Source organism: Amaricoccus macauensis (genome assembly GCF_049800915.1).
In the GTDB taxonomy this organism is placed as follows: Bacteria; Pseudomonadota; Alphaproteobacteria; order Rhodobacterales; family Rhodobacteraceae; genus Amaricoccus; species Amaricoccus macauensis_A.
Genome location: NZ_JBNAFY010000003.1, coordinates 75,925 through 101,293 on the forward strand (window position 1 = coordinate 75,925; position 25,369 = coordinate 101,293).

A 25,369-nucleotide genomic window follows, 5' to 3' on the forward strand; every position below is an offset into this window, starting at 1 on the left:
ATGGAATTGCGGCAGCCCGGCTTTTCAATCGTGCAGGAAGGCTTACTTCAGCGCGTCCCAGCGATCCTGGATCGCAGCCCCGACCGTCTCCGCATCGGCACCGGTGGTGTAGTCGACCATGCCGGTCCAGAAGGCGCCCGCACCGATCTCGCCCGGCATCAGGTCCGAGGCGTCGAAGCGAAGCGTGGTGGCGTTGGTCAGGATCTCGCCCATCGCCCGCAGCGAGTCGCTGCCATAGGCATCGGGATTCACCTCAGAGTAGGACGTGAGGAACCCGCTCTGCGCCATCCAGACCTCATGCGCGATCGGCGTCTTGAGGAACTCGATGAAGGCCCGTGCCGCATCGCTGTCGTTGGTGATGGAGAAGAGCGTGCCCGCACCCAGAACTGGGGTGCCGAGATCCTTTTCCTCGTAGGCCGGGAAGTAGAAGAAATCCACGTCCATGCCGACTTCCGTGCCTTCCGGGAAGAAGGTCGGGATGAAGGAGGCCTGCCGATGCAGGTAGCAATCGGGCGGGAAGTTGAAGAGACCGCTCGGGCTGTCGCGGAAGTCGGTCGTCGCCGCAGCAGCCGAGCCGCCCTGGACGAAATCGTCATTGCGCACGAACCAGCCGTAATCCTCGAGTGCCGTCAGCACCGCCGGATCATCGAAGGGGATTTCGTTGGCCACCCACTGGTCGTAGACCTCCGGCGGGTTGTTGCGCAGCATCAGGTCCTCGACCCAGTCCGTCGCCGGCCATCCGGTTGCGGCCCCCGATCCGAGCCCCACGCACCAGGGCGTGCCGCCATCCTCGACGATCTGCTCCGTGAGCGCCTTGAGATCCTCCATCGTCTCGGGGATCTCGTAGCCCATTTCCTCGAACTGCTCCGGCACGTACCAGACGAGCGATTTCACATCGAGCTTATAGAAGAGGCCATACATCGCCTCTTCGCCTTCGGGTCCGGCGAAGGTGGCGAGATCGGCAAAGGATTCACCGGCGGCGTAGTTGTCGACGACCCACTGCGCCGTTTCCTCGTCCAGCGGCGCCACGAAACCGCGGCCCGCCATGTCCGCGGCCAGACCCGGCTGCGGGAAGACGGCGATATTCGGTGCGGAGCCCGCCTGCGCGCTGATGACGATATCCTGCTCGAAGCTGTCCGACCCGGAGTAGTTGACCGTCGCGCCGGTCGCTTCCTCGAAATAGGCCAGCACCGACGAGAACAGCTGATCGTCGAGCCCGGTCCAGGGGCCCGAGATCGACAATGTCTGCCCGCTCAGGTCATTGGCGGAGGCAAACTCCTCGTAGCTCCCCCAGTTGAACCGGTCATCCTCGCCGGGTGCGAAGACCAGATCCTGGGCCCCGGCAGATACGGCGATAGATGCGAGTGCTGCCGCCCCCGCATACCGAAACACGCTCATGCATTCCCCCTCTGTCAGCGGCCGTTAAGAGGCCCGCATTACAGTCGGTCGACACAATTGCCAAACCGCTTTGATTCACGACACCATGCTCTTGCGACCCTGAACTGTCAAGCATTGCGCCCAACTCCGCGAAAAAACTTCCTACCAAATTCGCGAAAGGCGTATTATGGTCGCAAGCTATCCAAAGCGCTTTGAAGGCCGCCTGATCCATGAACCTCCGGGAGCTGTCGCAAATACTGGGCCTGTCGACGACAACCGTCAGTCGCGCGCTCAACGGCTATCCGGAGGTGAGCGAACTGACCCGCGCCCGCGTGGCCAAGGCGGCAAGCGATTATGGATACGCGCCAAACAATTACGCCCGTCGCCTCGCCACAGGCCGGACCCATTCCATCGGCCTCGTGATCCCCCTGGCGGAGCACCAGATGATCAACCCGGTCTTCGCGGATTTCCTCGCCGGCGCCGGCGAGGTCTACTCCGCGGCAGGGTACGACTCGGTGCTCTCGATCGTGCCGGAAGTGGACGAGGTTGCCTCCTACCGCGCCATGGCCTCCGAGCGGAAAGTGGACGGGCTCCTTGTCTCCGCCCCGCGCGTCAACGATCCCCGGCTCGAGATTCTCGCCGATCTCGGCCTGCCGTTCATCTTCCACGGACGCACCGGCGACGCCGATGAAGGCTACTCCTGGATCGACATCAACAACCGTCGCGCCTTCCGCCGCGCCACCGAGCTTCTCATCCACATGGGTCACCGCCGCATCGTGCTCATCAACGGGCAGGAGGCGCTGGCCTTCGCCGCGCGCCGCAGGCTCGGATACGAGGAGGCGCTTATCGAGGCGGGCCTCCCCATCGACCCCGACCTCATGCGCCAGGACGAGATGACCGAACCCTTCGGCTACGAGGAGGCCCGGAAGTTCCTCGAGCGCGAAGCGCCGCCCACCGCCTTTCTCACCTCCTCGATCCTCTCTGCCTACGGCGTCCTGCGCGCGGTGCGCGAGGCCGGGCTCCAGCTCGGCCGCGAGGTCTCGATCATCACCCATGACGACGACCTCTCCTTCCTGCCCAACAGCGGCGACGTCCCGCTCTTCACCGCCACGAGGTCTTCGGTCCGGGCCGCCGGCAAACGCGCCGCTCAAATGCTGATCGACCTCATCAAGTCTCCCGGCCTTCCACCCAGAACCGAGCTCTGGGAAGTCGATCTCACCATCGGGCGCTCCACCGGCCCCGTCCCCAACAGGTAGTTTCATGACCAGCGACACCAGCCGCTTCGCCTTCGCCCGCAGCAATTTCCCCAAGGGCTTCCGCTTCGGCGCAGCCACCGCCGCCTACCAGATCGAGGGGTCCTCCTTCGGCGGTGCCGGCCCCTGCCACTGGGACACCTTCGCGCAGACACCGGGCAACACCGCCGGTGCCGAGGATGGCTCCGTTGCCTGCGATCACTACCACCGCTGGGAGGAGGATCTCGACCTCGTGCGCGACGCGGGCCTCGATGCCTACCGCTTCTCGATGTCCTGGGCACGCGTGCTGCCCGAGGGCCGCGGCCAGCCCAACCGGGAAGGGCTCGACTACTACGACCGGCTGGTGGACGGCATCCTCGAACGCGGGCTCGAACCCTGGGCCACGCTCTATCACTGGGACATGCCCGCCGCCCTTTCGGATCTCGGCGGCTGGCGCAATCGCGACGTGGCCGACTGGTTCGCGGAATACACGCAGATCATCATGGGCCGCGTCGGCGATCGGCTGAAAGGCACCGCCACGCTCAACGAACCCTGGTGCGTCGCCTGGCTCAGCCACTTCCTTGGCCATCACGCGCCGGGCCTGCGCGACATCCGGGCCGCGGCGCGCGCCATGCATCACGTGCTCCTCGCCCATGGTCGCTCGATGGAGGTGATGCGCGCCATGGGGCTCGAGAACCTCGGCATCGTGCTCAATTTCGAACACGCGCGCCCGGCGGACGAGAGCGATGGAGCAGCACTTGCCGCCGCACGCTACGACGGCATCTACAACCGATGGTTCATCGAGGCACTCCTGCACCGCCGCTACCCCGAGATCGTCCTCGAAGGCCTCGCGCCGCATCTGCCCGCGGGCTGGGAGGACGACATGGACCTGATCGGCCGGCCGCTCGACTGGCTGGGCGTCAACTACTACACCTGCAACCGCGTCGCCCCCGATCCGGACCAGCCCTGGCCTGCGCTAACCAGCGTTCCCGGCCCCCTGCCCAAGACCGACATGGACTGGGAAATCGCCCCCGACGGCCTCGCCTTCTTCCTCAAGCGTCTCTCGGCGCTCAGCGACGGCAATCTGCCGATCTATGTCACGGAGAACGGCATGGCCGATTCCGCACCGGAAGATGACCAGACCCGTATCGCCTATCTCGACAGCCATTTTGCCGCCGCGCGAGCAGCCATCGACGACGGCGTCGACCTGCGCGGCTATTTCGTGTGGTCGCTGCTCGACAATTACGAATGGGCCTTCGGCTATGACAAGCGCTTCGGCATCGTTCATGTGGATTTCGATACCCAGAAGCGCACCCCGAAGGCAAGCTGGCATGCCCTGCGCGCCGCGCTCCGCGAACCCGCCCCGGCGGAGTAACAGAAAACGCCCCTCGATCACGTGGCAGCCGAGCGGCGGGACGAAGAGGACACAGCGCCTCGCCCGCCGCTCCGGTCACGTCAGAGCGGCCAGTTCTCGACCGCCTGGGATTTTTTCGAGAACCGGGTGAAGATCGGCCCGAGCAGTCCGACCATGCGCCCGGAGAAGGCGGGGCTGCCGGTTTCACAAATCGTCTTGAGATTGTTGGCAATGAAACCTTGAGAGGAGATCATCTCCTTGGCGAGCTTGCTACCCGGAACCAGATTGTCGATGCGCAGCTCGAACTCCGTGCCGCCCTCCTTCTCGGTCAGCGTGTAGGTGACCGTCACCGGCGGCTCTTCGATATTCGTCATCGTGAACGTGTGGGAATAGACATCCGGCGGCTCGAAGCGGAGCACCTCGCCCACCACCATCGCAACCCTCCGATTGGCGCTGACCATGCGAAAGGTGGCGCCCTCACGCATTCCGCCCGCGGTTTCGCATATCGACCCGAAAAAGAACGGCAACGCCTCGTCGGTCTTGACCAGCGTGTTCCACACGGTCTCTTTCGGGGCTTTGATCAGGGTGCGGTTGATGTTTGTTGTTCCGGAGTTCATTCGTCAGACCCTCTCTCGGCTGTCTGCGCCGCGGCCTCCGCCACGGACTTGATGAAGCTCATCCGGTCCAGCCAGTGAGCGGAAAAGGTGTCCGTCCAGCGCTCGTATATCGCCTGGATCGGTAGCGCGTTCATGTAGAGACGCCGCGAACGGCCATCCTTCTCGCTGATCACCAATCGGGCTTCTTCCAGAATCTTCAGGTGGTTCATCACCGCGATGCGGGTGACATCGAAATTCGCCGCAAGCTCTCCGACGCGGAGCCCTGGCCTTTCCAGAATGAGGTCAAGCATTGCCCTCCGGGACGTATGGGAAAGCGCGGAGAAAACCCGGTCCATTTCAGATTCGGTAAACATGTAATTACATAATTACATATTGGATCGGCCGTCAAGCTTCAGCCAGAGCGCCCGGCGAACCTTTCGCCTTGGAGATGGGCGACAGGGCGAAATCCAGGAAACCCTGTCTCCGGGATTTCGCTTCGGTCTCTAGAACGATCTGTATTCCGCCTCAGACGGCGCTTTCTGCTGGAATGGCCTTGGCCCGGTCCGTCTCGACGGTCCGGATCAGCGCGTTGATCTCGTCGGCAATGATCTGCGGGTGATCCTCTGGCGTGAAATGCAGCCCACCTTCGATCCGGCGCAGCGGTGCGCCAAGGTCCGAGGCCAGACGTTCGCCATACTCGATCTTCTGGAAGTCATCAGCCTCACCCCAGACGATGCGGGCCGGAATGCCAAGCTTTGGCAGTTGATAGGCGATGGCCTTGGTGTCTTCCACGTTGAGCGACTGCGCCTGCCGCACGAAGGCCTCGGCCTCGCCGTGGCGGGCATAATGCGGGCCGTGTGCGTCAAATGCCGCTTTGGCGGCTTCTTCCGTTTCATGGCCCTTCGAGAACATCAGTTTCAGAAGCTGGTGGAAGGCCCCGTCGGGGGCGTGCTTCGCGATGGAGCCGGTTTTCGCTACCACATCCACGAGTGGCACAGGCCACGAATCGTAGCAGATCGCGTTCGTCAGCAGCAGACCGGCGACCATCTCCGGGTGTCGCACGGCCACGATCTGCGCCACGCCCCCGCCGAGGTCATGGGCGGCGACGATCGCGCGCTCGATGCCCAGGCTTCGCATCCAGGCCGCGAGGTACTCGGCTTGCGCTTCGATCGAAATGTCGCGGTCCACGCCCTCGGGGATAGATGCGCCATAGCCGGGCATTTCCCAGGCGAGGACTCGACGGCCCTCGATGCGCGGCGCGACCTCGCGCCAGAGCGCCGGACAGGTCGGGATGCCGTGGATCAGGATGAGGGGATCACCCGCTCCGGTTTCTTCCCACCGCATGTCGATCCCATCGACGGTGATGCTATGGCTCTGCATGGCGTGACCTCTCTTTGTGGATACCAGTGTTCACGCATTCAATCCGCCACGCCCGGGTTCGTTCCCGCGCCTGCCCCGTCCTCACGGGAACCTGAATGCGGAGTGTGCGGCATCGCCGGAGGGCTCCGCGAGAGCCGCAATCCTTAACAGAACGCAAATTTTTATATGCATGAAAACACTACGAAAAGCATATCGAAGTCATATCGTTTTTCACACCGGATTCCTGCCGCTTCGACACCTTGAGACACGGTCCTGACCAGGCGACATATCCCACCATCAGCACCCGACAAACTCCGCCTTCGCGAGCCCGGAACGAGGGCCACGAAGCGGGCCGAGATCGATAAACCCGTTGACAGAATCGCCTTCATGCGTGCATGACACCGATGTCATGACACCGATGTCATGATAATTTTGCAAGGAGCGGGAGCGTGCCGACCATCTACGATGTCGCGAAAAAGGCCGGCGTATCGCCGAAGACCGTCTCGCGCGTCCTCAATGGCGATGCACCGGTCAACGAGAAGACCCGCTCGAAGGTTTCGGACGCGATCGCGCAACTCGGCTATGTCCCGTCCCAGGCCGCGCGCATGATGCGCTCATCCCGGTCTGGGCTTATCGGTCTGATAACAGGCGCAATTTCCACCTCACCGCATGGAAACGAACCCGGCGGCCTGCCCGACATGCTGATCGTTCAGGCAATCCAGCGCGAGATGTCCGCGCGCGGCAAGATCCTGATGATCGCCGATACGGGTGGCTCTTCTTCCACCGTGCCGATGCTGGCCGCGACCTTTGCACAGCACAGGGTCGAGGGGCTCATCTATGTCGCCGACCATCACCGGGAGGTGGATCTGGATCTCGGCGGCGCGAATTGCCCGGTTCTGCTGACAAACTGCTACGACAGCCAAGGCACGAACTGCGTTCTGCCGGATGACACCACCGGCCAGGCGGCTCTGGTTTCGCGGCTGATCGAAGCCGGGCATCGGCGGATCGGCTTCCTGACGCTCGATCAGGCCATGTCCGCGGGCCGGCTGCGTCTCGAAGGCTACAAGTCCGCGCTGTCACAGGCCAAAATCCCGCATGACCCCGCGCTTGTCGCAGCGGGTCACGCCATCGGCCTCGAAATGCAGGGTGAAACACTGACCAAGGCGCTGGAGCAACTGCTCGCGCTCGACCAGCCTCCAAGCGTGATCTGCTGCGGCAATGACGAGATGGCGATGCGGGTCTATGGCCTGCTCCGCAGCCGGGGCCTTCGCGTGCCTGAAGACATTTCTGTCGCCGGCTACGACAACCACCGCGGCATCGCCGAAATGCTGCATCCTCATCTCACGACCGTCGAGCTGCCCTATGTCGAAATGGGGCAACGGTCCGCTGAATGGCTTCTGGAATTGATCGGGGGCACCCCCCCTGCAACCCCCAGCCCCCTGCTCGTGCAGGGACCGGTGGTCTGGCGATCATCGGTGACGGCGCTCGACAAGACCTGACACTTATCAAACGGGAGGAGAGAACCATGAAATGGACGAAACGAACCCTTGGCGCATTGGCCGCCACCACAGCCCTGGCCGGCATGGCCAGTGCCCAGACCGAACTGTCGCTGTGGTATCACGGCGCCGGCAACGAGGTGGAAAGCCGCATCCTCAATGGCATCATCGAGGATTTCAACGCCGCGCAGGATGACTGGGCAGTCAGCGTCGAAAGCTTCCCGCAGGAGAGCTACAACGACTCCGTGGTCGCTGCGGCGCTGGCGAACAACCTGCCCTGCATCCTCGACGTCGACGGCCCCGTAATGCCGAATTGGGCCTGGGCCGGATACCTCCAGCCGCTGCCGATCAGTGAAGACGCCATCGAAGGCCACCTGGACGCCACGATCGGCCGCTGGAATGACGAGATCTACTCGGTCGGCCTCTGGGACGCAGCCGTGGCGCTCTATGCCCGCCAATCCACATTGGACGAATTGGGCCTGCGCAAGCCGACGCTGGATGACCCCTGGAACAAGGAAGAGTTCATGGCCGCGCTCGACGCCGCCAAGGACACGGGCAATTACGACTACCCACTGGACCTCGGCACCGCCTGGACCGGCGAATGGTATCCCTATGCCTTCTCGCCCTTCCTTCAGAGCTTTGGCGGCGACATTGTGGATCGCTCGACCTATGACACTGCCGACGGCATGCTGAACGGCGACGCGGCCATCGAATTCGGCGAATGGTGGCAGTCGCTCTTCGAAGAGGGCTATGCTCCCGGCACCAGCCAGGACCCGGCAGACCGCGATTCCGGTTTCATCGAAGGCAAATACGCGTTCTCGTGGAATGGCAACTGGGCCGCAGCCAACACGCTGGCGAACGTCGAAAACCCGGACGACGTGCTCTTCCTGCCCGCTCCCGATTTCGGCAACGGCCCGATCATCGGCGCGGCATCCTGGCAGTTCGGCGTGTCCAGTGCGTGCGAGAACCCCGAGGGTGCGGCCGCCTTCGCGGAGCACGCGCTTCAGGACAAATACCTCGCGGCATTCTCCGACGGCATCGGCCTGATCCCTGCGTCCAGGGAAGCGGCTGAAATGACGGAGAGCTATGCCGAAGGCGGCCCGTTGGCGGTATTCTTCGACCTCTCGGAACAGCAGGCGCTCGTTCGCCCCGTGAGCCCGGGCTATGTGGTCGCCGCAACGGTCTTCGAGAAGGCCTTGTCCGACATCGCCAACGGCGCGGACGTGGCAGATGCACTCGATGCCGCGGTTGACGAGATCGACGACGATATCGAGGCCAACCAGGGCTACGGTCACTGAACTCACGCGGGGGCCGCGGCGCGGTCCCCACCAGACCCCGAGGGACTGTCATGTCTATCAAGCTGACACGGTCGAACCGTGCCGGGTGGCTTTTTGCGCTTCCGGGCTTCTCGCTCCTCTTTCTGTTCATCATCGTGCCGTTCTTCTTCGCCTTCTGGCTTTCGCTGACGAACCAGCGCCTTGTCTCGCCCAATCCGACCGAATTCATCGGCTTGAAGAACTACACCGAGCTTCTGAGCGTATCCGTCATCACGCTGGAGCCGGAGCGCGACGCGGCTGGCGAGGTGATCCGGGATAAGGATGGCGCCTTGAAGTATCCGCGCGTCCGCAGCATCACCCGCTCCGACGATTTTCCACAGTATCGCGGGATGCGCGAATGGTTTCGCTGGCACTGGGGGGACACTGCCAAGGTGGTGATCGCGTCGGATGTCGTGTTCATGAAGGCCCTGGTAAACACGCTGGCCTTCGCGCTTTTCATCGTGCCCGTGCAGGGCGGTGGTGCGCTGCTGCTGGCCTTGCTGATCAACCAGAAACTGCGCGGCATCAATGCCTACAGGACGATCTACTTCATGCCGGTCGTCATCTCCATCGTGGTGATATCGCTGCTCTGGCGGTTCATCTACTCGGGCGATGACGGTCTTCTTAACAACATCCTTGCAGGCCTGACCTTTGGCGCATTCGAGCCGATCGATTGGCTGGGCCGGACGGACACCGCGCTGGGTGCGATCATCGGCATGTCAGCCTGGCAGGGCATGGGCTTTCACATGGTGATCTGGCTCGCCGGGCTACAGTCGATCTCGCCCACGCTCTACGAGGCAGCTGCCATTGAGGGCGCCAGCAAATGGCAGACCTTTCGCTACGTGACATGGCCGGGGCTCAGGAACACCGCGATCCTCGTGCTAATCGTCATCACAATGCAGTCCTTCGCGGTTTTCGCCCAGATCGACGTGATGACCAACGGCGGCCCGCTCGATTCAACGCAGACGCTGGTCTTCCAGACCGTCGAACGCGGCTACGGCAAGCAGGACATCTCGGGAGGTGCGACCATCTCGGTCATCCTGTTCCTCATGGTCCTGATGATCTCGGCCCTGCAGGGGTATCTGACCCGGGAGCGCAAATAATGGCCCTCGTCACTTCCGACAATCGCGGCCTCAGGCTTGCGGCGCGCTATGCGACGCTATCGCTCGTGGCGTTGATCTTCCTCTTCCCACTGGTCTTCATGGTGGTCTCAAGCCTCAAGCCTGACCAGCAACTCCTGGCCGACACGTCGAGCATCCGCGCCTTCCTGCCGGTGGGCGACATCAGCCTCGATAACTATTACAAGGCGTTCGAACGCGCCCCCATCGGGCTCTTCATGATGAATTCGGTGGGCATCACCATCGTCACCGTGTTGCTTTCGATACTGCTCTGCTCGCTGGCGGCCTTCTCCTTCGTCTTTCTGGAGTGGACCGGCCGCAACATCCTGTTGAGCGTCATCGTCGCCACCCTCATCATCCCGTTCGAGACCATCGCGGTGCCGCTTCTGCTCTTCGTGTCGAAACTCCCCTGGATCGGCTGGGAAGGTCTGGAATGGGGCTGGCTGAACACCTACAGGGTGCAGGTCATCCCTTGGATCGTGGATGCGCTGACGATCTTTCTCTTCGTGCAATTCTTCAAGGACCTGCCGCGCGAACTCATCGAAGCCGCCCGTGTCGAAGGCGCGAGCTGGTTCACGATCTACCGCAGGATCGTCATGCCCCTTTCGGGTCCGGTTCTGGCAACCGCGGCCATCCTGAAATCGCTGAAGATGTACAACGAACAATACCTCTGGCCGCTGATCGTGGTTCAGGACGAGGCCCATCGCCCCGTCATGGTGGGCTTGGGCTACTTCTTCCAGCTGCAGATCGCCTGGGGCGAGGTCATGGCCTACCTCACGCTGATCTCCGTGCCGGTCATCGGCTTCTATCTTGTCATGCAACGCGCCTTCATCTCGTCGATCGCATCGACCGGCGTGAAGGGCTAAGGACGAAACACATGGTTATTGCACTCGAGAACGACTGGATCTGGGACAGTTGGTATGCCCATGACGGCGAGCGTTGGCACGGGTATTTCCTGAAAGCCCCCAAGAGCCTGATCAACCCGGAACTTCGCCACTTCAATGTCAAGCAGGGCCATGCCACGAGTGAGGATCTGGTCAACTGGGAGCATAAGGGCACCTGCTTTGAACCCGCGCAGACGAAAGCCTGGGACAATTTCACCACCTGGACCGGGTCGGTCGTTCGGGACGACGCCGGTCTCTGGCACCTGTTCTACACCGGCACGTCCAAGGCCCAGGAAGGGCTCTACCAGCGGATCGGTCATGCCACTTCCACCGACATGCACAACTGGGAACGCGTCGGCGACGGGCTCTGTCTAGACCTGACCGGACCGAATGCGGCGCACTACGAGGCCGATCATATGGTGGGCTTCTGGCACGACCGCGCCATGCGCGACCCATGGGTGATGCGCGACCCGGACGGCGACGGCTGGTTGATGTATTTCACCGCCCGCGCCCCAGGCATCGAAGAGCCCAATGCCGGCGGAGCCATCGGTTTCGCGACCTCGCCCGATCTGCGGAACTGGACCCTGCAACCGCCGGTCTTCATCGGAGGTTTCGGGCAGTTGGAAGTGCCACAGGTCTTCGAGCACGAAGGACGCTGGTTCTGCCTCTTCTGCACCGCCGCCGAGCACTTCTCGAAGGCGCAGGCCGAGGAAGCACCCTCCGGCCCCGTGACAGGCAACCACTATCTGATCGGGGAAAGCCCGCGCGGTCCATGGAAGATCGCACCCGGACCATTCCTTGACGGCGCCCTGCCCTGCTACCGCTACGCGGCGCGGATCGTCGACACCGGCGAGAGTCTTGTGATCCTCGGCTTCAACGACCATGCGCCAGACGGGGTCTTCGGTGGCTACGTCCTGGACCCCGCCCCCGTCACCATGGACGAGAACGGCTACCTCCGCGTGGAGCGGCCTCTGGAAGCTGCGGAGTAGAGACAATGGCAACGCTGAAACTCAAGGATGTTCGCAAGAGCTATGGTTCGGCCCACGTCATAAAAGGCGTCGATCTGGAAATCGCCGACGGAGAATTCACTGTATTCGTTGGCCCCTCGGGCTGCGGGAAATCCACGCTTCTTCGCATGATCTCCGGGCTCGAGGACATTACCGCGGGAACATTGGAAATCGGCGGGCGGGTGGTCAACGACCTGCCACCCAAGGACCGCGGCATTGCGATGGTGTTCCAGTCATACGCGATCTTCCCGCACATGACGGTGCGCGAGAACGTGGCCTTCGGCCTCACGATCGCGGGTGCATCGAAACAGGAGAAGGAGGAAAAGGTGGCTGAGGCCGCGCGCATCCTGCAGATGGAACATCTGCTCGACCGACGTCCGAGCCAGCTCTCCGGCGGCCAGCGGCAGCGTGTCGCCATCGGCCGCGCCATCGTGCGCAAACCGGAAGTGTTCCTGTTCGACGAGCCGCTGTCCAACCTGGACGCTGCCTTGCGGATGGACATGCGGATGGAGATCGGCAAGCTCCACAAGCAGCTGGATGCCACGATGATCTACGTCACCCACGACCAGGTCGAAGCCATGACCTTGGCCGACAAGATCGTCGTGTTGAAGGACGGCAAGGTGATGCAGGCGGGCCCGCCGATGGAGCTTTTCCACGAGCCAGCCAACCGCTTCGTCGCGGGATTCCTCGGTGCGCCGTCCATGAACTTCCTCGATGTATCTGTTGATGGGAAGGACGCAACTGAGGCCAAGGTGGCCAATGCGGCACTGGAGCCGATCGCGGTGGAACACAAGGGCCGCATCACCGGACAACCGCGGGCGGTTCTTGGCATCCGACCGCAGCATGTCTCGGCGACGGAGCCGGGCCAGGGAATGCTGCACGGCACCGTTAACCTGTCAGAGCGGCTGGGCACGGAAACTGTTGTCGATCTGACGCTGAAGGACGGCACGAAATTCATCGCGACCTTCGACGAGGACAAGGTGTTCGATCCGGGAGAGGCCATCAGCCTCCGTTTTGATCCCGCCCGCGCACATCTTTTCGCACCGGGCGACGAGTCGGCGGCTCCACACTGACCCGTCCCCGGTCGATTGACCGGCGAAGCGCCTGGGCCCGCTTCATGTGCGCGGTCTCCGGCGGAGCATGGGCGTGCGTTTGCACGCTCACGCGTCATCACACCGCAAGCACCTTTGCGCCACTCGAGGAAGTAGCGCCAAATCCCTTTGCCGGGTCCAACCATGTCATTGATTTCGTTGGTAGCGGAGGAGGGACTTGAACCCCCGACACGCGGATTATGATTCCGCTGCTCTAACCACCTGAGCTACTCCGCCAACGAGGGCGGTCTATACGCAGGCGGCTGATGGCCGTCAAGGCCGCTTCTGTCTCCAAAATGGAGCGCTTGCGCAAAAAATCACTCTAGCGATCAGCGAGCGCGCCAACCGCCTAGCGTCCGCGGTTGGAGATCCAGCGACACTGGTAGGGCGCGAACGTGACGACGCCATTTGCCGCATGAAACGCCTCGCCCGAAAGCAGATCGATCCACTTCTCGCCGGAGATCAGGTTGATCGCCACAACCGGGATCTCGACCGTTTCGTTCGTGACATTGTGAAGCGCAAAGATCGACTGGTCCCGCTCCCTGCTCTGGCGCCAGAACCCGAAGATCTGCTCGCCCAGGTGCATGGTGAACTGGGTCGCGTTCGGGTGAAATGCCGGCTGCTTGCAACGAATGGCGAGCCGTCTCTTCATCTCCGCAAGCACCTGGGCGTGAACGGTCCCCGGATCGTTGAGTTGGGCTTGAAGTGCGGAATACTCCCAGCGATGCCGGTTGATGGCCCGGTTCGCTCCCGTCCGCTCCACCCCCTCGAGATCGTTGCGTGTCGCGAGCAGGGAGTGGATATAGAATGCCGGAATACCCTCGAGCGCCATCACGATGGTCTGGCTGCTCAGGAATCGCGCGATCTGATATTCGTCCTCGCCCTTGAGCGTGCCTTTCATGGCGTCGAAAAAGGTCACGTTGAGCTCATAGGGTTTCTGCCCCCCGTCGGGCATGGCCCGCATGCTCACAAGCCCCCCGAACGACCGAACCGCGCCGATCACATCCGCAAGCTCCTCATCGCTCAGAAGCCCTTCGGCCCCACGCACGCCGATCCCGTCATGAGAGGCGGAGAAGTTGAGATAGGCACAGCCCAACTGGGCTGGCGGCATTCCCATCTGCCATTCGTTGAGATGCTTTGCGGTTCCGGACAGAAGGGCATGCAGAATCAGCGGCGGCAGCGAGAAATTGTAGATCGCGTGCGCTTCGTTGCGATTGCCGAAATAGGAGAGATTCTCGGCATTGGGCACGTTTGTCTCGGTAAGCAGCACCATCGGCTCTACCGCATAGTCGAAGAGCACTCGCATCAGCCTGACGATGGCATGGGTCTGCGGCAGGTGGATGCAGGAACTGCCGATCTCCTTCCAGATGAAAGCGACCGCATCGAGGCGGATGATCCGAACGCCCTGGTCGATGTGAAGCCGCATGACGCGTAGAAATTCGAGCAGAACCTCGGGGTTGCTGAAATCGAGATCGACCTGATCATGGCTGAACGTACACCACACATGTCGCGGACCGTTCGCCGTCTGCACTTCGCGTAGGAGCGGACTTGTGCGCGGACGCACGACGCTCGAGAGGTCTTCCTGCGGATCGGCCTCGAAGAAGAACTTGTCGAAGGGTTCGTGACCCTGGAGATACTCATTGAACCATACGCTCTGGCTCGAGACGTGGTTCAGCACGAGATCCGACATCAGCTTGAATTCTTCGGCGATCCGGCTGATGTCCGACCAACTCCCCAAGCTGCCGTTGACCGCGCGGTAATCTGTCACCGCAAAACCGTCATCGGAGGTAAAGGGAAAGAAGGGGAGGATATGGACCGCGTTCACCGCGCCCTTTAGATACGTCTCGAGGAAATGGCGCAACAGATCCAGCGGCTTATGCGAACCATCCACGATAGAATTGCCGTAAGTGATGACCAGCGCGTCGCGCTCTGACCAGAGCGAGCCGCCCGGCGGTCGCGCACGGCTGCGCGGCTTGGTCTCCTCAGGCCAAAAAGCCTCGACAACAGCCGCAGTCAGTTCCGCAGGATCCTTGTCCGGATAGATCGAAGCCAGAAGCGTTGAAACTTTCAGCCGAAGTGACGAATTGATTGAGGCCACTTTGGGGAACTCGCAAGCTGCATCATAATTGCCTCACATCCTTTCCCCTGTTGCCGCGCTTGGCAAGGCGAGCATTTAAGATTTGTGAAGACGCACCCGGTTTGCTGCGTTCAGTGCACTCTGTGGGCAGTCGCGGGTCAAAAACTGTTCAGTGGCGGGAATGTCCAATGGAAGGATGGGTGCGCCCGACCGGCCAGGTAATTGCGGTTTGACAAGCAGCCCGCGTTCGTTAGCGTCGCGGCAAGCTTGGCCCGATCGGTCGGCTGCACGCATACCCCGACTACCGCGGACAGGCCCGCAATGAATGCAAACTCCACCCGCACGTTCCCCATCGTGTTCTCCGACCTTGATGGGACCTTGCTTGATCACGCCACATACGACTACGCGCCCGCCAAACCGGCGCTGGCACGACTGAAGGAACTGAGTTGTCCTCTGGTGCTCGCTAGCAGCAAGACAGCGCCCGAAATGGCCGCCATTCGCTCCGAGATCGGGTTCGAACATTGCCCGGCAATCGTCGAAAACGGCGCAGGCGTCATGGCCCCCGGTCCGTTTGACCCACACGCGGATGCCAACTCCTACGACGAACTGAGAATGGCGCTTGATTCCATACCGGCGCAGCTAAGAGAGGGCTTTACGGGGTTCGGCGACTGGAGCGCGGAGCAGGTCGCAGAACAAACCGGCCTATCCGTTGAAAAGGCACGGCTCGCGAAGGCGCGGCATTATTCTGAGCCCGGCCTTTGGCACGGCACGGAGGCAGATGAGCGAAGTTTTCTTGGCGAACTCGCAGAGATGGGGATCTCGGCACGCCGGGGCGGGCGCTTTCTGACCTTGAGCTTCGGGGCAAGCAAGGCCGACAGGATGGAGCAAATCGCGGAAAGGCTTGCGGGCGAAGAGGTCGACAGGGTTGTCACGCTTGCGCTCGGAGATGCTCCAAACGACTTGGAAATGCTCGAACATGCCGATCGCGGCGTGATCGTCGCGAACCCGTCCGGAACGGGAATACCCCATCTCGCGGGTGAAGATGCCGGCCGGATCACTCGAACCGCACTACATGGCCCGGCAGGTTGGAACGAAGCTGTATTTCGCTTTCTCGCGGAGATCGGCGCATGATCGCATCGCGGTCAAAAACTCATAAGGAAATTTTCGGGCATGGCTGATTTCCACCAGAATGGCTTCGTCGCCACCCTGCACAACCTCCGGAGCACGGACACGGCAAAGCTCACCGCAGAGCTCGACGGCTTCGCACGCACGCGCAAGATCACACTCATCTTGCCCTCCCTGTTTTCCGAACTTGAGGGCGACGCCCTGCCCCACATCATTGACGAGCTTTCGGGGGCGAGCTTCGTCAATCGGATCGTCATCGGGCTCGACCGCGCGGACAGCGACCAGTATCGCATAGCCAAGGAATTCTTCTCCCGCCTGCCACAGGAACATGCCGTTCTCTGGAATGACGGGCCAAGACTCAGAGAGATCGACGCCCATATGGAGCGGATCGGGCTGGCGCCTGAGGAGCCGGGCAAAGGGCGGAACGTCTGGTATTGCTTGGGGTATGCGCTTGCCTCGCAGGGCAGTTCGGTCATTGCGCTCCACGACTGCGACATCACGACCTACTCGCGAGACATGCTGGCGCGCCTCGTCTATCCTGTCGCGAACCCGAATTTTCCGTATCAGTTTTGCAAGGGTTATTATCCACGGATCGCTGAAGGCAAGCTGAATGGCCGCGTCAACCGGCTGCTCGTGAGCCCCCTTCTCATCGCGCTGAAGAAGGTCGCGGGAGATCGCGTCTTCTTCGACTATCTCCGAGCTTTCCGCTATCCGCTCGCAGGCGAGTTCGCCATGCGTACGGCCATCGTGCCGGACATGCGCATTCCCTCGGATTGGGGGCTCGAGATCGGCTTTCTCTCGGAGGCATGGCGCAACGTCAACCCACGCTCGATCTGCCAGGTCGATATCTCCGACGCATATGACCACAAGCACCAGCAGGTTTCGGCTGACGACCGCTCGAGCGGACTTTCCCGCATGTCGATCGACATCTGCAAGGCGATGTATCGCAAACTGGCAGCAGAGGGAGTCGTCTTCACGCGAGAATCGTTCAGTTCATTGAAGGCGACCTACCACCGCATCGCACTCGACATGATCGAAAGCTATTATAACGATGCTGTTCTCAACGGCCTCTATATCGACCGGCACCAGGAAGAGAGCAATGTGGAGCTTTTCGCGTCGAACGTGGTCGAGGCGGGCAACATATTCCTGGAGAACCCGATGGAAACGCCCTTCATTCCGAGCTGGAGCAGGGTCTACTCGGCGGATCCGGATATCCTGCGCCAGATGCTCGATGCAGTAGCGCAGGACAATGCAGATTTCGCGCCCTGAGGGCAGTCCGGGCGGACTGCCCCAAGACGGCGCGCTCAGTCCTTCTTCTTGCCTAGGTCACGCTCGGCCCGGACGTCCTTGTCCATCTTTTCGAGACTTTCGATGATGCCGTCTGTCTCGGTTTTCTCGTCAGGCACGGCTTGGCGCTGGTTGTGGACCTGTTCCTGATCGTCACCCTGCAACCGGTTATAACCCATCTTGTCGGAGGCGAGATCTGTCTCGGTGATATCGCTGGTCTTTCCGCCGGGTTTGCGTATCGACATGTTCATTCTCCTTCTCTGTAAACGGGGGAGGTCGCTCGGATCAGCCTCGCTTTGCCGCGTCCATTACGAGACGGAGTTCGTCGGCAATCGCGCCTTCGATCGCGAAAGCCTCGTTGGGCACCACGCCGGGATCTTCCTCATGATCCTGCACTTCCAGCCTGGCCTCCAGCGTTTCCCGCAAGGCCCCCGAATCGCCGCAATGCTCAAGTAGCAACGCCAAGATCTTCCGATGCGCTATGAGTCGCCCCTCCAGACTGCCGATCGTCTCCGATTTCATCTGTCCAATTCCTTTCCACGTCGCGAGTGAGCTAGCTTTTGGCAGCCTGATTTCCAGCAACCGCAAAAGATTCAACGATCCGCGCAAGAGAAGGTTTCCTCCTCGCGAGACGTTGATGAACAGGTCGCAAGACCTAGGTCAGGGGAAGGAAGTGACTAGAAAAGGAGCAGACCCGATGAAAATTCCGCATGAGAGCTGGGTTCTGATCCTCGATGGAGAGCGGTTCCTGCTTCTCGCGAATCGAGGAGACGAGGACATCATCGACCTCCGGGTGCTCAAAGCCGAGGAAATCGAAAATCCCGCAACCAGCGAGCAAGGCACGGAACGCCCCGGCCGGTTCCCCGACGCGGGCATTGGCAAGAGTGCGGTGGCACAGACCGACTGGCATGCGCTAGAAAAGGAAAGATTCGCAGCAGATATCGCCGAACGCCTGAAAAAATGGGCGATGGCGGGCCGCTACTCGAAACTTGTGATTTGCGCGGATCCCAAGACGCTTGGACGCATTCGCCCGGAATACCACGTCGAAGTCTCCCAACGCCTGATTGGCGAGATCGACAAGGACCTGACATCCATGCCCGTCGAGCAGATCGAGAAGATCCTTACGTCACCCTGAACGAGGAAAAACCGCAGCCGTCAGACCGGCCCTCGCATTGGAAAGCTGGTTCGCCGGCAGGCGGAATCTTGAAGATTTCTGGTGCGAACACGTGGGAAAGCGCTCTTCAACCCTTGGACAGATCAAACTGATCAAAGGTGCGATCGGGGCAGCCTCAGGCCCCGACCGCGAGTTTGCGTTTCGCTTCGCCGCTTGAAGGGTCGCGGAGGACATAACCCCGACCCCACACTGTCTCGATATAGTTCTCGCCTCCCGTGGCTTCGGACAACTTTTTCCGCAGCTTGCAGATGAAGACGTCGATGATCTTCAGCTCCGGCTCGTCCATTCCGCCATAGAGGTGATTGAGGAACATCTCTTTCGTAAGGGTCGTGCCCTTGCGGAGAGAAAGCAGTTCCAGCATCTGATACTCTTTTCCGGTGAGATGCACCGGGTTCCCATCGACCTCGACCGTCTTGGCATCGAGATTGACCGTAAACTTGCCGGTGGTGATCACCGACTGGGCATGACCCTTAGACCGGCGCACGATTGCATGGATGCGCGCGATCAGTTCCTGACGATGAAACGGTTTCGTCATGTAGTCGTCGGCGCCGAACCCGAAGCCCTTGAGCTTGTTCTCGGTATCATCCGCGCCGGAAAGTATGAGAATCGGCGTCTCGACCTTCGCGAGCCGAAGCTGCCGGAGAACGTCATGTCCGTTCATGTCCGGCAGATTCAGATCGAGCAGGATCAAGTCGTAATCATAGAGCTTGGCGAGGTCGATCCCTTCCTCCCCAAGGTCCGTGGCATAGACATTGAGGTTTGCGTTCTGGAGCATCATCTCGATACTCTTCGAAGTTGTCGGATCGTCCTCGACCAACAGGATACGCATGTGCAGCTCTCCGTCTCTGCCAACCAAGCCTGAGCATTTCGATGTTAATCTTAGACAGGCATTGGTTAACGACTGATTACGATAGGCACACGCTAAGACTTCGCCTTAAAGTTGTCTATACTTTTGTATCGCAGTCACCCTGAGCGCGGCGGCTCCGTGCTTGTGGACAGCGGACCTCCAGAGATCGAGTTCCTCGTCCGATAGACGATACATTTCGCAAGCTTCTTTCTCGTCGATCAGGCCGTAGTCGACGGCCGCCACGACCGTCGCTTTCCTCCGCGCAACCCAACGCTTCGTGTTGGCTGGCGGCAAATCGGAACGTGTCAGTTTGCTCCCGTCCGGAAGCTCGACAAACACTGGTCCCTTCTCTCGGCGAATATACATCGGTTACTCCCAACTCACTCATCACCCGGGAGAACAATACGTGGCCACGCCTTAAATGCGGGTGAACCAAACACTTGAACATGAAAAGGATTTTACTATATTCCCCGGAACTTGGGATTTCCGGAAATGATGCTCGAAACTGCGCCTGATACTCAGGTCAACTCGCTTGGCCTCAACAAACCCGTGAACGAAACACGTGTGGTCGTCGCCATGTCCGGCGGCGTGGACAGTTCCGTCGTGGCGGCCATGCTGGCCGAAGAAGGTTATGATGTCGTTGGGGTCACGCTCCAGCTTTACGACCACGGCGCCGCACTCGCGAAGAAGGGAGCATGCTGTGCGGGGCGCGACATCCACGATGCGAGGCGGGTCGCCGAGACGATGGATTTCCCTCACTACGTGCTCGATTACGAGAACCGGTTTCGCGAAAGCGTGATCGATGAATTCGCCGACTCCTACCTCGCTGGAGCGACCCCTGTTCCCTGCATTCGATGCAACGAGCGGGTCAAGTTCCGCGATCTGCTCGAAACCGCGAAGGATCTCGACGCCGACTGCATGGCGACCGGGCACTACATACGCCGATTCGCCGGGCCTTCCGGATCGGAATTGCACCGCGCGGCAGACCCGGATCGCGACCAGAGCTACTTCCTGTTCTCGACAACCCGGGAACAGCTCGACTATCTCCGCTTTCCGCTGGGCGGCCTCGCTTCAAAGGCAGAGACCCGCGAACTGGCCGCGCGCTATGGCCTGCCCGTCGCCGACAAGCCCGACAGTCAGGACATCTGCTTCGTTCCGAACGGCTCCTACGCCGCCGTGATCGAGAAGCTGCGGCCAGGCGCCGCGGAACCCGGCGAGATCGTCCATATCGACGGTCGAGTGCTCGGAACTCATGATGGTGTGATCCGCTATACCGTGGGCCAACGTCGCGGGCTCGGCATCGGTGGCACTGTCGATCCGCTCTACGTGATCCGGCTCGATGCCGATGCCCGGCGGGTGATCGTTGGGCCGCGCGACGCACTGGCAAGCCGGGCGGTGCCAGTAGCGGAAGTGAACTGGCTCGGCGATACGGCCTTCGAGGACGCGCCCGAAGGTGGTTGGGAAGCCGCCGTTCGCGTTCGCTCGACCCGCCGGCCCAAACCTGCACGCATCCATCCGCTCGGCAACGGACGAGCGCGCGTCGAACTCCTCGACGCCGAAGAGGGCGTCGCGCCCGGTCAGGCCTGCGTTTTCTACGCCCCCGAAGGCAGCCGCGTGCTAGGCGGCGGCTGGATCATACGGGTGTGATGAAACTCCCCTAGAGTTGCACCGTTAGACGAGCGACCTTGGGAGAGAGCAAGACATGGCCCAACAGCAACCGCTGGAAGACATCGTGGGCGACCTGCGGGGCGCCTCAAATGATCAGGACATCAGTGTGGGCAAACTCGTCGAAGCCTTCGACGATCGGCCTGCAGGTGTCGTCGTAACACTTCTGGCGTTTCTGGCACTCATTCCGGTCATCGGTGGTCTGCCCGGTGCGCCGGTGGTCATCGCGCTATTGATCCTCACCATGCTCATCAAGCCCTACTTCGGCGGCGGTGGCATCTGGGTTCCAGGGTTCATAGCGAAACGCAAGATCCCGGCCGAAAAGCTGGAGAAGGGCCTCGACGCCGCAGAACCCTGGGCCAAATGGATCGATGGCCTGACTTCGGAGCGGCTCCGCTTCATCGTGGCCGGTCAGGTTCCGCGTAGCATCGTCTTCGGTCTCGTCGCCCTGCTCGCCATCGCGCTCGTGCCTCTCGGCCTGATCCCGGCTGGCATCACGCCCGCCGCGCTCGGCATCCTGGTGTTCGGCCTCGCACTCGTGGTGCAGGATGGCCTCTTCGCCATCATCGGCTACGCATTCTCGGCCGCCTCCGCCTATATGCTCTTCCAGTTCCTGTAGGACAGAGACGCAATCCACGCGCTTCATTGAGGTTTTTCGGACCGGCACCGTTCCGGGTTGAGGATAGCGCGAAGCGCTTGCCAACGCGCCCTTCGTCTAAACACAGTTGGCGGTGCGGGCGTGGATGAAAAACAACACCCACCTCATACCGGGAACCACAATGCGCCACGTGGGCATCACGGACAGTACGGCGCAGGACTTCATTCTCTCCTATTTCGAATCGGTGCCCATGCCGAATTGGCCCACACCACCCCTTGCGGCCGACCGCGGATCGACTAGGCTCGCGCCGCTGCCGAAAAGGGGGAGATCACATGAGCCTGCAAGCCGTTCTGGACCGAATTGACGCGGAGCTGCCGCAATCGCTCGACCGTCTCTTCCATCTTCTTCGGATCGAGAGCATCTCGACCGATCCGGCCTATGCCACGCCCTGCGTCGAAGCCGCGGACTGGCTCGTCAATCAGCTCAGGACGATTGGCCTTGATGCGAGCCGCCGCGACACGCCCGGCCATCCGATGGTCGTGGCCCATGGCGGTGACAAGGGGCCGCACCTTCTTTTTTATGGTCACTACGACGTCCAGCCTGTCGACCCCCTGGAGCTCTGGACCGCGCCCCCCTTTGAGCCGGCCATTCGCGAGACGCCCAACGGCAAGACCATCGTTGCCCGCGGCTCAAGCGACGACAAGGGACAACTCATGACCTTTGTTGAAGCGCTCCGCGCATGGAAGACCGTAGAAGGTGATTTCCCGGCGCGCATCACCATTCTCTTCGAAGGCGAAGAGGAGAGCGGCTCACCCTCGCTCGTGCCCTTCCTGAAGGAGAATGCCGACGAATTGCGAGCCGATCTCGCTCTCGTCTGCGACACCGGCATGTGGGACCAGAACACGCCCGCGATTTCCACCATGCTGCGCGGCCTCGCCTCCGAGGAAGTCACCATCCACGCCGCTGACCGCGACCTGCATTCGGGCATGTATGGCGGTCCGGCGATCAACCCGATCCGCGTGCTCACTCGCATCCTTGCAGGCCTTCATGACGACACGGGCCGCATCACCCTGCCCGGCTTCTACGACGGCGTTCATGACCTCCCTCCCGAGATCAAGGCACAATGGGACGGGCTGAATTTCGATGCATCTGAATTCCTTGGCGCCGTGGGCCTCTCTACGCCTGCGGGGGAGCAGGGCTACTCCGCGCTCGAGCAGATCTGGTCACGCCCCACCTGCGAGGTGAACGGCATCTGGGGCGGCTATACCGGCAAAGGCTTCAAGACCGTACTGCCCGCCGAAGCCCACGCCAAGGTGAGCTTCCGCCTTGTCGGCGATCAGGATCCCAACGCGATCCTCGAGAGCTTCCGCAACTATATCGAGAGCAGCCTGCCGCCTGATTGCACTGCAAGCTTTGCACGGAAAGAACCATCCGGCGCAACCATGCTCCCCGTCGATGCTCCCGAGTTCACCAAGGCCCGCGACGCCCTCACCGAAGAGTGGCCCAATCCGGCCGTCTTTGCCGGATGCGGCGGCTCCATACCCATCGTCGGGCATTTCCGTGAAATCCTTGGCATGGATTCGCTGCTGATCGGCTTCGGCCAGGATGACGACGCGATCCATTCCCCGAACGAAAAATATGACCTGCGCAGCTTCCACAAAGGAACACGGAGTTGGGCGCGTGTGCTCTCGGCGCTGAGCGATCAGAATTAGATCCCATCCTCTTCAGCCGGGCTCACCGGCTGAAGAGGGAACTCACCTCAAAGCGCCCCGAAATCGGCGTCTCTCACGATCACTCCAGCGGGATGGATTTCGCTCGCAGGAGCCGTTTCTGAGCCGCAATCCGAAACGGCGCGTTCGGCGCTCCGAAACCGGAATAGCCGCCGCGCCGCTCTACGATCTCGAAGAACATGCCGTTCGCGAAGGGTCGCGAATAGAGCTGGAAAAACTCTCCCGTCCCGTCCCGGTCATAGAGGATGCTGGCGGACTTCATCTGTGTGACCATCCCATCCGGAAGATCGAAACGCGCTTCCAGGTCGGCATAGTAGTTTTCCGGCAAGGGCAGCGTCTCGAATCCTTTTGCGGCCAGGCTCCGCGCAGTCGCGAAAATGTCCTTGCTCTGAAATGCTATGTGCTGGATCGAACTGCCAAACGTGTCGGCAAGAAAGCCGCCCGCCAGCGTTCGGTGCGTCTCCGCGCCGTTGAGCGTGATGCGGAAAGACCCGTCGGGTGTAGAGAGCGCCTGACTTCGCACCAGTCCGTCCGGGTCGATCACATCGACCATCGGCGTCTTCGCCATGTCGAACAGGGTGGTATAGAACAAGGACCAGCTGAGCATCTCCTCGTAGCTCATCGTCTGGGCAAGGTGATCCACGCGCGTCAAACCGGCATCGGGGGCAGCCGCCGCGCTCTCTGAGCGGAACTCGACAGACCAGACATCCGCAAGGCCCGCCGACCGGTCCAGGAAATGCAGCACGCTGCCGCAGAGGCCGCGAATGGCCGGAATATCAAGCTCGCCCGGCCCCAGGGGCTGGCGGAAGGTTTCGGCCCCGAGTGCCGTGGCGCGTGCCACCGTATCAGCCGCCGATCCGACCTCTATCCCGATATCGCAGACGTTTGTGCCCCGTGTAGACCAGGCACTATTGGCATATCCCGTGGCTTCCTCGTTGAGCACAATACGAATCTCGCCTTGCTGCCAGAGCGCGAGTGCCTTGCTGATATGGCTTCCGACACGCCGGAACCCCAGCGTTGCAAGAAGGTGCTCAAGTTGCGCCTTTTCGGCATCGCGCGTTGCGAACTCTATGAACTCGGCACCACGAACGTCGAGACGGGGCGGAAGTTCCGGCAGGTCCAGCGCGTGATCAGGTTCTACGCGCCGCACGTCATCAAGGATCGCCACAAGCGAGCGATGACCGTCTCGCGCGACAATGCACGGACGCCCGCTGCGGAACTGGTCATTGAAGATTTCGAGGCTGACCGGGCCGGAGTAGCCGGTCGCCACGACCGCTCGCAGGAATGCGGTCACATCGAGATCCCCTTCCCCGGGCATGCAGCGGAAATGCCGTGACAGATAGAGTGGATCCATGTCAATCGCAGGTGCATCGGCAAGTTGGACGAAGAAGATGCGATCGCCTGGTATCCGTCTGATGGTCTCCGGGTCGATCTTGCGCGAAAGTGTGTGAAAGCTGTCGAGGATCAGGCCGACATTCGGATGATCGGCGCGCCGCACGACCTCCCAGGCATCACGGTGATCATTCACGTGGCGCCCCCAGGCCAGCGCCTCGTAACCGACACGAAGCCCCCGACGCGCCGCGCGCTCTCCGAGCTCGGCGAAATCCGCCGCCGCCCGGTCGATCCCGCCAAGTGCCTCCTTGTGAACGCTGGAACAGATAAGCACGAGCTCACAACCAAGCTCCTGCATCAGGTCGAACTTGCGCTCTGCCCTGTCAAATGCCTTCGTACGCAGCGGTTCGGGCAGGCCCTCGAAATCGCGAAACGGCTGAAACAGCGGAATTTCCAGCCCCATGGACCGGATCTGCTGACCCACTTCGCGTGGCGGTCCGTCGTGAGCGATGAAATCCTGCTCAAATATCTCGATCCCGTCGAAACCTGCTGCAGCGATCGCTTCGAGTTTCTCCGGCAAGCTCCCGGAAATGGATACCGTTGCGATTGACGTCTTCATGGCCCTAGCATCCTGAGTGCTGCAGCCGGAAGCATACCATCTTCCGCTCATGACTCAGGATCGACATCTCAGGCACCTCCCGCAC

At 61.4% G+C, this 25,369-nt stretch carries 24 protein-coding genes and 1 tRNA gene; 14 read left to right on the forward strand and 11 right to left on the reverse strand.

What is annotated here, in order from left to right; genetic code table 11:
• Positions 1–42: 42 nt before the first annotated feature.
• Positions 43–1,398, reverse strand: coding sequence for an ABC transporter substrate-binding protein (locus ACP15W_RS08105; RefSeq protein WP_424932368.1), 1,356 nt, complete (start codon positions 1,396–1,398; stop codon positions 43–45).
• A 209-nt stretch (positions 1,399–1,607) separates the two neighbouring features.
• On the opposite strand from ACP15W_RS08105, the gene ACP15W_RS08110 reads away from it, so the two are divergent.
• Complete coding sequence (locus tag ACP15W_RS08110; protein WP_424932369.1) at positions 1,608–2,633, forward strand: substrate-binding domain-containing protein; 1,026 nt, start codon at positions 1,608–1,610, stop codon at positions 2,631–2,633.
• A gap of 4 nt (positions 2,634–2,637) precedes the next feature.
• Positions 2,638–3,984, forward strand: a complete 1,347-nt coding sequence (locus ACP15W_RS08115) for a GH1 family beta-glucosidase (protein ID WP_424932370.1) — start codon at positions 2,638–2,640, stop codon at positions 3,982–3,984.
• 80 nt (positions 3,985–4,064) lie between these two features.
• Here the strand turns inward: ACP15W_RS08115 and ACP15W_RS08120 are convergent, their stop codons facing one another.
• The 3 genes from ACP15W_RS08120 to ACP15W_RS08130 form a co-directional block, all read right to left on the reverse strand.
• Positions 4,065–4,580, reverse strand: a complete 516-nt coding sequence (locus tag ACP15W_RS08120) for an SRPBCC domain-containing protein (protein ID WP_424932371.1) — start codon at positions 4,578–4,580, stop codon at positions 4,065–4,067.
• On the reverse strand, positions 4,577–4,933 hold the full coding sequence (locus ACP15W_RS08125; protein WP_424932372.1) for an ArsR/SmtB family transcription factor: 357 nt from the start codon (positions 4,931–4,933) through the stop codon (positions 4,577–4,579). Before ACP15W_RS08125 ends, ACP15W_RS08120 begins: the two co-directional genes overlap by 4 nt.
• Before the next feature lie 151 nt (positions 4,934–5,084).
• A complete protein-coding gene (locus ACP15W_RS08130) occupies positions 5,085–5,939 on the reverse strand; it encodes an alpha/beta fold hydrolase (protein ID WP_424932373.1) in 855 nt (284 codons plus the stop codon).
• Positions 5,940–6,367: 428 nt separating this feature from the next.
• On the opposite strand from ACP15W_RS08130, the gene ACP15W_RS08135 reads away from it, so the two are divergent.
• Genes ACP15W_RS08135 through ACP15W_RS08160 form a run of 6 tightly spaced genes read left to right on the forward strand, consistent with a single transcriptional unit; the run spans position 6,368 to position 12,812 of the window.
• A complete protein-coding gene (locus ACP15W_RS08135) occupies positions 6,368–7,417 on the forward strand; it encodes a LacI family DNA-binding transcriptional regulator (protein WP_424932374.1) in 1,050 nt (349 codons plus the stop codon).
• A gap of 26 nt (positions 7,418–7,443) precedes the next feature.
• Positions 7,444–8,712 (forward strand): ABC transporter substrate-binding protein, encoded by a 1,269-nt coding sequence (locus tag ACP15W_RS08140; protein WP_424932375.1) that lies wholly within the window; start codon positions 7,444–7,446, stop codon positions 8,710–8,712.
• Between the two features lie 50 nt (positions 8,713–8,762).
• A complete protein-coding gene (locus ACP15W_RS08145) occupies positions 8,763–9,833 on the forward strand; it encodes a carbohydrate ABC transporter permease (RefSeq protein ID WP_424932376.1) in 1,071 nt (356 codons plus the stop codon).
• The gene (locus ACP15W_RS08150) at positions 9,833–10,714 is read left to right on the forward strand and encodes a carbohydrate ABC transporter permease (RefSeq protein ID WP_424932377.1); all 882 of its coding nucleotides are present in this window, start codon (positions 9,833–9,835) and stop codon (positions 10,712–10,714) included. The genes ACP15W_RS08145 and ACP15W_RS08150 overlap by 1 nt, the downstream gene beginning before the upstream one ends.
• Before the next feature lie 11 nt (positions 10,715–10,725).
• The gene (locus ACP15W_RS08155; protein ID WP_424932378.1) at positions 10,726–11,721 is read left to right on the forward strand and encodes a levansucrase; all 996 of its coding nucleotides are present in this window, start codon (positions 10,726–10,728) and stop codon (positions 11,719–11,721) included.
• Positions 11,722–11,726: 5 nt separating this feature from the next.
• On the forward strand, positions 11,727–12,812 hold the full coding sequence (locus tag ACP15W_RS08160) for an ABC transporter ATP-binding protein (RefSeq protein WP_424932379.1): 1,086 nt from the start codon (positions 11,727–11,729) through the stop codon (positions 12,810–12,812).
• A 178-nt stretch (positions 12,813–12,990) separates the two neighbouring features.
• On the opposite strand, the gene ACP15W_RS08165 is transcribed toward ACP15W_RS08160, so the two are convergent.
• Together ACP15W_RS08165 and ACP15W_RS08170 are read right to left on the reverse strand one after the other, a co-directional pair.
• Positions 12,991–13,067: transfer RNA gene (locus ACP15W_RS08165), tRNA-Met, on the reverse strand.
• Positions 13,068–13,179: 112 nt separating this feature from the next.
• Positions 13,180–14,928: a sugar phosphorylase gene (locus ACP15W_RS08170; protein WP_424932380.1), complete on the reverse strand. Its 1,749-nt coding sequence runs from the start codon at positions 14,926–14,928 to the stop codon at positions 13,180–13,182.
• A gap of 300 nt (positions 14,929–15,228) precedes the next feature.
• Here ACP15W_RS08170 and ACP15W_RS08175 point away from each other — a divergent pair, with 300 nt between their 5' ends.
• Positions 15,229–16,038 (forward strand): HAD-IIB family hydrolase, encoded by an 810-nt coding sequence (locus ACP15W_RS08175; RefSeq protein WP_424932381.1) that lies wholly within the window; start codon positions 15,229–15,231, stop codon positions 16,036–16,038.
• A gap of 39 nt (positions 16,039–16,077) precedes the next feature.
• Positions 16,078–17,301, forward strand: a complete 1,224-nt coding sequence (locus ACP15W_RS08180) for a glycosyl transferase (protein WP_424932382.1) — start codon at positions 16,078–16,080, stop codon at positions 17,299–17,301.
• A gap of 35 nt (positions 17,302–17,336) precedes the next feature.
• Here ACP15W_RS08180 and ACP15W_RS08185 read toward each other — a convergent pair whose 3' ends face one another.
• Both ACP15W_RS08185 and ACP15W_RS08190 read right to left on the reverse strand, forming a co-directional pair.
• Positions 17,337–17,564: a hypothetical protein gene (locus tag ACP15W_RS08185; protein WP_424932383.1), complete on the reverse strand. Its 228-nt coding sequence runs from the start codon at positions 17,562–17,564 to the stop codon at positions 17,337–17,339.
• 40 nt (positions 17,565–17,604) lie between these two features.
• Positions 17,605–17,841 carry a hypothetical protein gene (locus ACP15W_RS08190; protein ID WP_424932384.1) on the reverse strand — a complete coding sequence of 79 codons (237 nt, stop codon included), beginning with the start codon at positions 17,839–17,841 and terminating at the stop codon, positions 17,605–17,607.
• A 175-nt stretch (positions 17,842–18,016) separates the two neighbouring features.
• Here ACP15W_RS08190 and ACP15W_RS08195 point away from each other — a divergent pair, with 175 nt between their 5' ends.
• Entirely contained in the window at positions 18,017–18,454 is a 438-nt protein-coding gene (locus tag ACP15W_RS08195; protein WP_424932385.1) for a host attachment family protein, read from the forward strand.
• 154 nt (positions 18,455–18,608) lie between these two features.
• On the opposite strand, the gene ctrA is transcribed toward ACP15W_RS08195, so the two are convergent.
• Positions 18,609–19,322: a response regulator transcription factor CtrA gene (ctrA, locus tag ACP15W_RS08200; RefSeq protein ID WP_424932386.1), complete on the reverse strand. Its 714-nt coding sequence runs from the start codon at positions 19,320–19,322 to the stop codon at positions 18,609–18,611.
• A 105-nt stretch (positions 19,323–19,427) separates the two neighbouring features.
• On the reverse strand, positions 19,428–19,706 hold the full coding sequence (locus tag ACP15W_RS08205) for a DUF1153 domain-containing protein (protein ID WP_424932387.1): 279 nt from the start codon (positions 19,704–19,706) through the stop codon (positions 19,428–19,430).
• Between the two features lie 126 nt (positions 19,707–19,832).
• On the opposite strand from ACP15W_RS08205, the gene mnmA reads away from it, so the two are divergent.
• The 3 genes from mnmA to ACP15W_RS08220 all read left to right on the forward strand — a co-directional run bounded on the left by mnmA (position 19,833) and on the right by ACP15W_RS08220 (position 23,315).
• Positions 19,833–20,987, forward strand: coding sequence for a tRNA 2-thiouridine(34) synthase MnmA (gene mnmA, locus ACP15W_RS08210; protein ID WP_424932388.1), 1,155 nt, complete (start codon positions 19,833–19,835; stop codon positions 20,985–20,987).
• A 55-nt stretch (positions 20,988–21,042) separates the two neighbouring features.
• A complete protein-coding gene (locus ACP15W_RS08215; protein WP_424932389.1) occupies positions 21,043–21,624 on the forward strand; it encodes an exopolysaccharide biosynthesis protein in 582 nt (193 codons plus the stop codon).
• A gap of 311 nt (positions 21,625–21,935) precedes the next feature.
• A complete protein-coding gene (locus ACP15W_RS08220) occupies positions 21,936–23,315 on the forward strand; it encodes a M20/M25/M40 family metallo-hydrolase (protein WP_424932390.1) in 1,380 nt (459 codons plus the stop codon).
• 79 nt (positions 23,316–23,394) lie between these two features.
• Here the strand turns inward: ACP15W_RS08220 and ACP15W_RS08225 are convergent, their stop codons facing one another.
• The gene (locus ACP15W_RS08225) at positions 23,395–25,284 is read right to left on the reverse strand and encodes a bifunctional sugar phosphate isomerase/epimerase/4-hydroxyphenylpyruvate dioxygenase family protein (RefSeq protein WP_424932391.1); all 1,890 of its coding nucleotides are present in this window, start codon (positions 25,282–25,284) and stop codon (positions 23,395–23,397) included.
• Positions 25,285–25,369: the final 85 nt, after the last annotated feature.

What these genes read in the sequence shown, in the direction of transcription:
- ACP15W_RS08105 (WP_424932368.1), bottom strand. Translation starts at nt 1,398, where the DNA reads ATGAGCGTGTTTCGGTATGCGGGGGCGGCAGCACTCGCATCTATCGCC.
- ACP15W_RS08110 (WP_424932369.1), top strand. Translation starts at nt 1,608, where the DNA reads ATGAACCTCCGGGAGCTGTCGCAAATACTGGGCCTGTCGACGACAACC.
- ACP15W_RS08115 (WP_424932370.1), top strand. Translation starts at nt 2,638, where the DNA reads ATGACCAGCGACACCAGCCGCTTCGCCTTCGCCCGCAGCAATTTCCCC.
- ACP15W_RS08120 (WP_424932371.1), bottom strand. Translation starts at nt 4,580, where the DNA reads ATGAACTCCGGAACAACAAACATCAACCGCACCCTGATCAAAGCCCCG.
- ACP15W_RS08125 (WP_424932372.1), bottom strand. Translation starts at nt 4,933, where the DNA reads ATGTTTACCGAATCTGAAATGGACCGGGTTTTCTCCGCGCTTTCCCAT.
- ACP15W_RS08130 (WP_424932373.1), bottom strand. Translation starts at nt 5,939, where the DNA reads ATGCAGAGCCATAGCATCACCGTCGATGGGATCGACATGCGGTGGGAA.
- ACP15W_RS08140 (WP_424932375.1), top strand. Translation starts at nt 7,444, where the DNA reads ATGAAATGGACGAAACGAACCCTTGGCGCATTGGCCGCCACCACAGCC.
- ACP15W_RS08145 (WP_424932376.1), top strand. Translation starts at nt 8,763, where the DNA reads ATGTCTATCAAGCTGACACGGTCGAACCGTGCCGGGTGGCTTTTTGCG.
- ACP15W_RS08150 (WP_424932377.1), top strand. Translation starts at nt 9,833, where the DNA reads ATGGCCCTCGTCACTTCCGACAATCGCGGCCTCAGGCTTGCGGCGCGC.
- ACP15W_RS08155 (WP_424932378.1), top strand. Translation starts at nt 10,726, where the DNA reads ATGGTTATTGCACTCGAGAACGACTGGATCTGGGACAGTTGGTATGCC.
- ACP15W_RS08160 (WP_424932379.1), top strand. Translation starts at nt 11,727, where the DNA reads ATGGCAACGCTGAAACTCAAGGATGTTCGCAAGAGCTATGGTTCGGCC.
- ACP15W_RS08175 (WP_424932381.1), top strand. Translation starts at nt 15,229, where the DNA reads ATGAATGCAAACTCCACCCGCACGTTCCCCATCGTGTTCTCCGACCTT.
- ACP15W_RS08180 (WP_424932382.1), top strand. Translation starts at nt 16,078, where the DNA reads ATGGCTGATTTCCACCAGAATGGCTTCGTCGCCACCCTGCACAACCTC.
- ACP15W_RS08185 (WP_424932383.1), bottom strand. Translation starts at nt 17,564, where the DNA reads ATGTCGATACGCAAACCCGGCGGAAAGACCAGCGATATCACCGAGACA.
- ACP15W_RS08190 (WP_424932384.1), bottom strand. Translation starts at nt 17,841, where the DNA reads ATGAAATCGGAGACGATCGGCAGTCTGGAGGGGCGACTCATAGCGCAT.
- ACP15W_RS08195 (WP_424932385.1), top strand. Translation starts at nt 18,017, where the DNA reads ATGAAAATTCCGCATGAGAGCTGGGTTCTGATCCTCGATGGAGAGCGG.
- ctrA (WP_424932386.1), bottom strand. Translation starts at nt 19,322, where the DNA reads ATGCGTATCCTGTTGGTCGAGGACGATCCGACAACTTCGAAGAGTATC.
- ACP15W_RS08205 (WP_424932387.1), bottom strand. Translation starts at nt 19,706, where the DNA reads ATGTATATTCGCCGAGAGAAGGGACCAGTGTTTGTCGAGCTTCCGGAC.
- mnmA (WP_424932388.1), top strand. Translation starts at nt 19,833, where the DNA reads ATGATGCTCGAAACTGCGCCTGATACTCAGGTCAACTCGCTTGGCCTC.
- ACP15W_RS08215 (WP_424932389.1), top strand. Translation starts at nt 21,043, where the DNA reads ATGGCCCAACAGCAACCGCTGGAAGACATCGTGGGCGACCTGCGGGGC.
- ACP15W_RS08220 (WP_424932390.1), top strand. Translation starts at nt 21,936, where the DNA reads ATGAGCCTGCAAGCCGTTCTGGACCGAATTGACGCGGAGCTGCCGCAA.
- ACP15W_RS08225 (WP_424932391.1), bottom strand. Translation starts at nt 25,284, where the DNA reads ATGAAGACGTCAATCGCAACGGTATCCATTTCCGGGAGCTTGCCGGAG.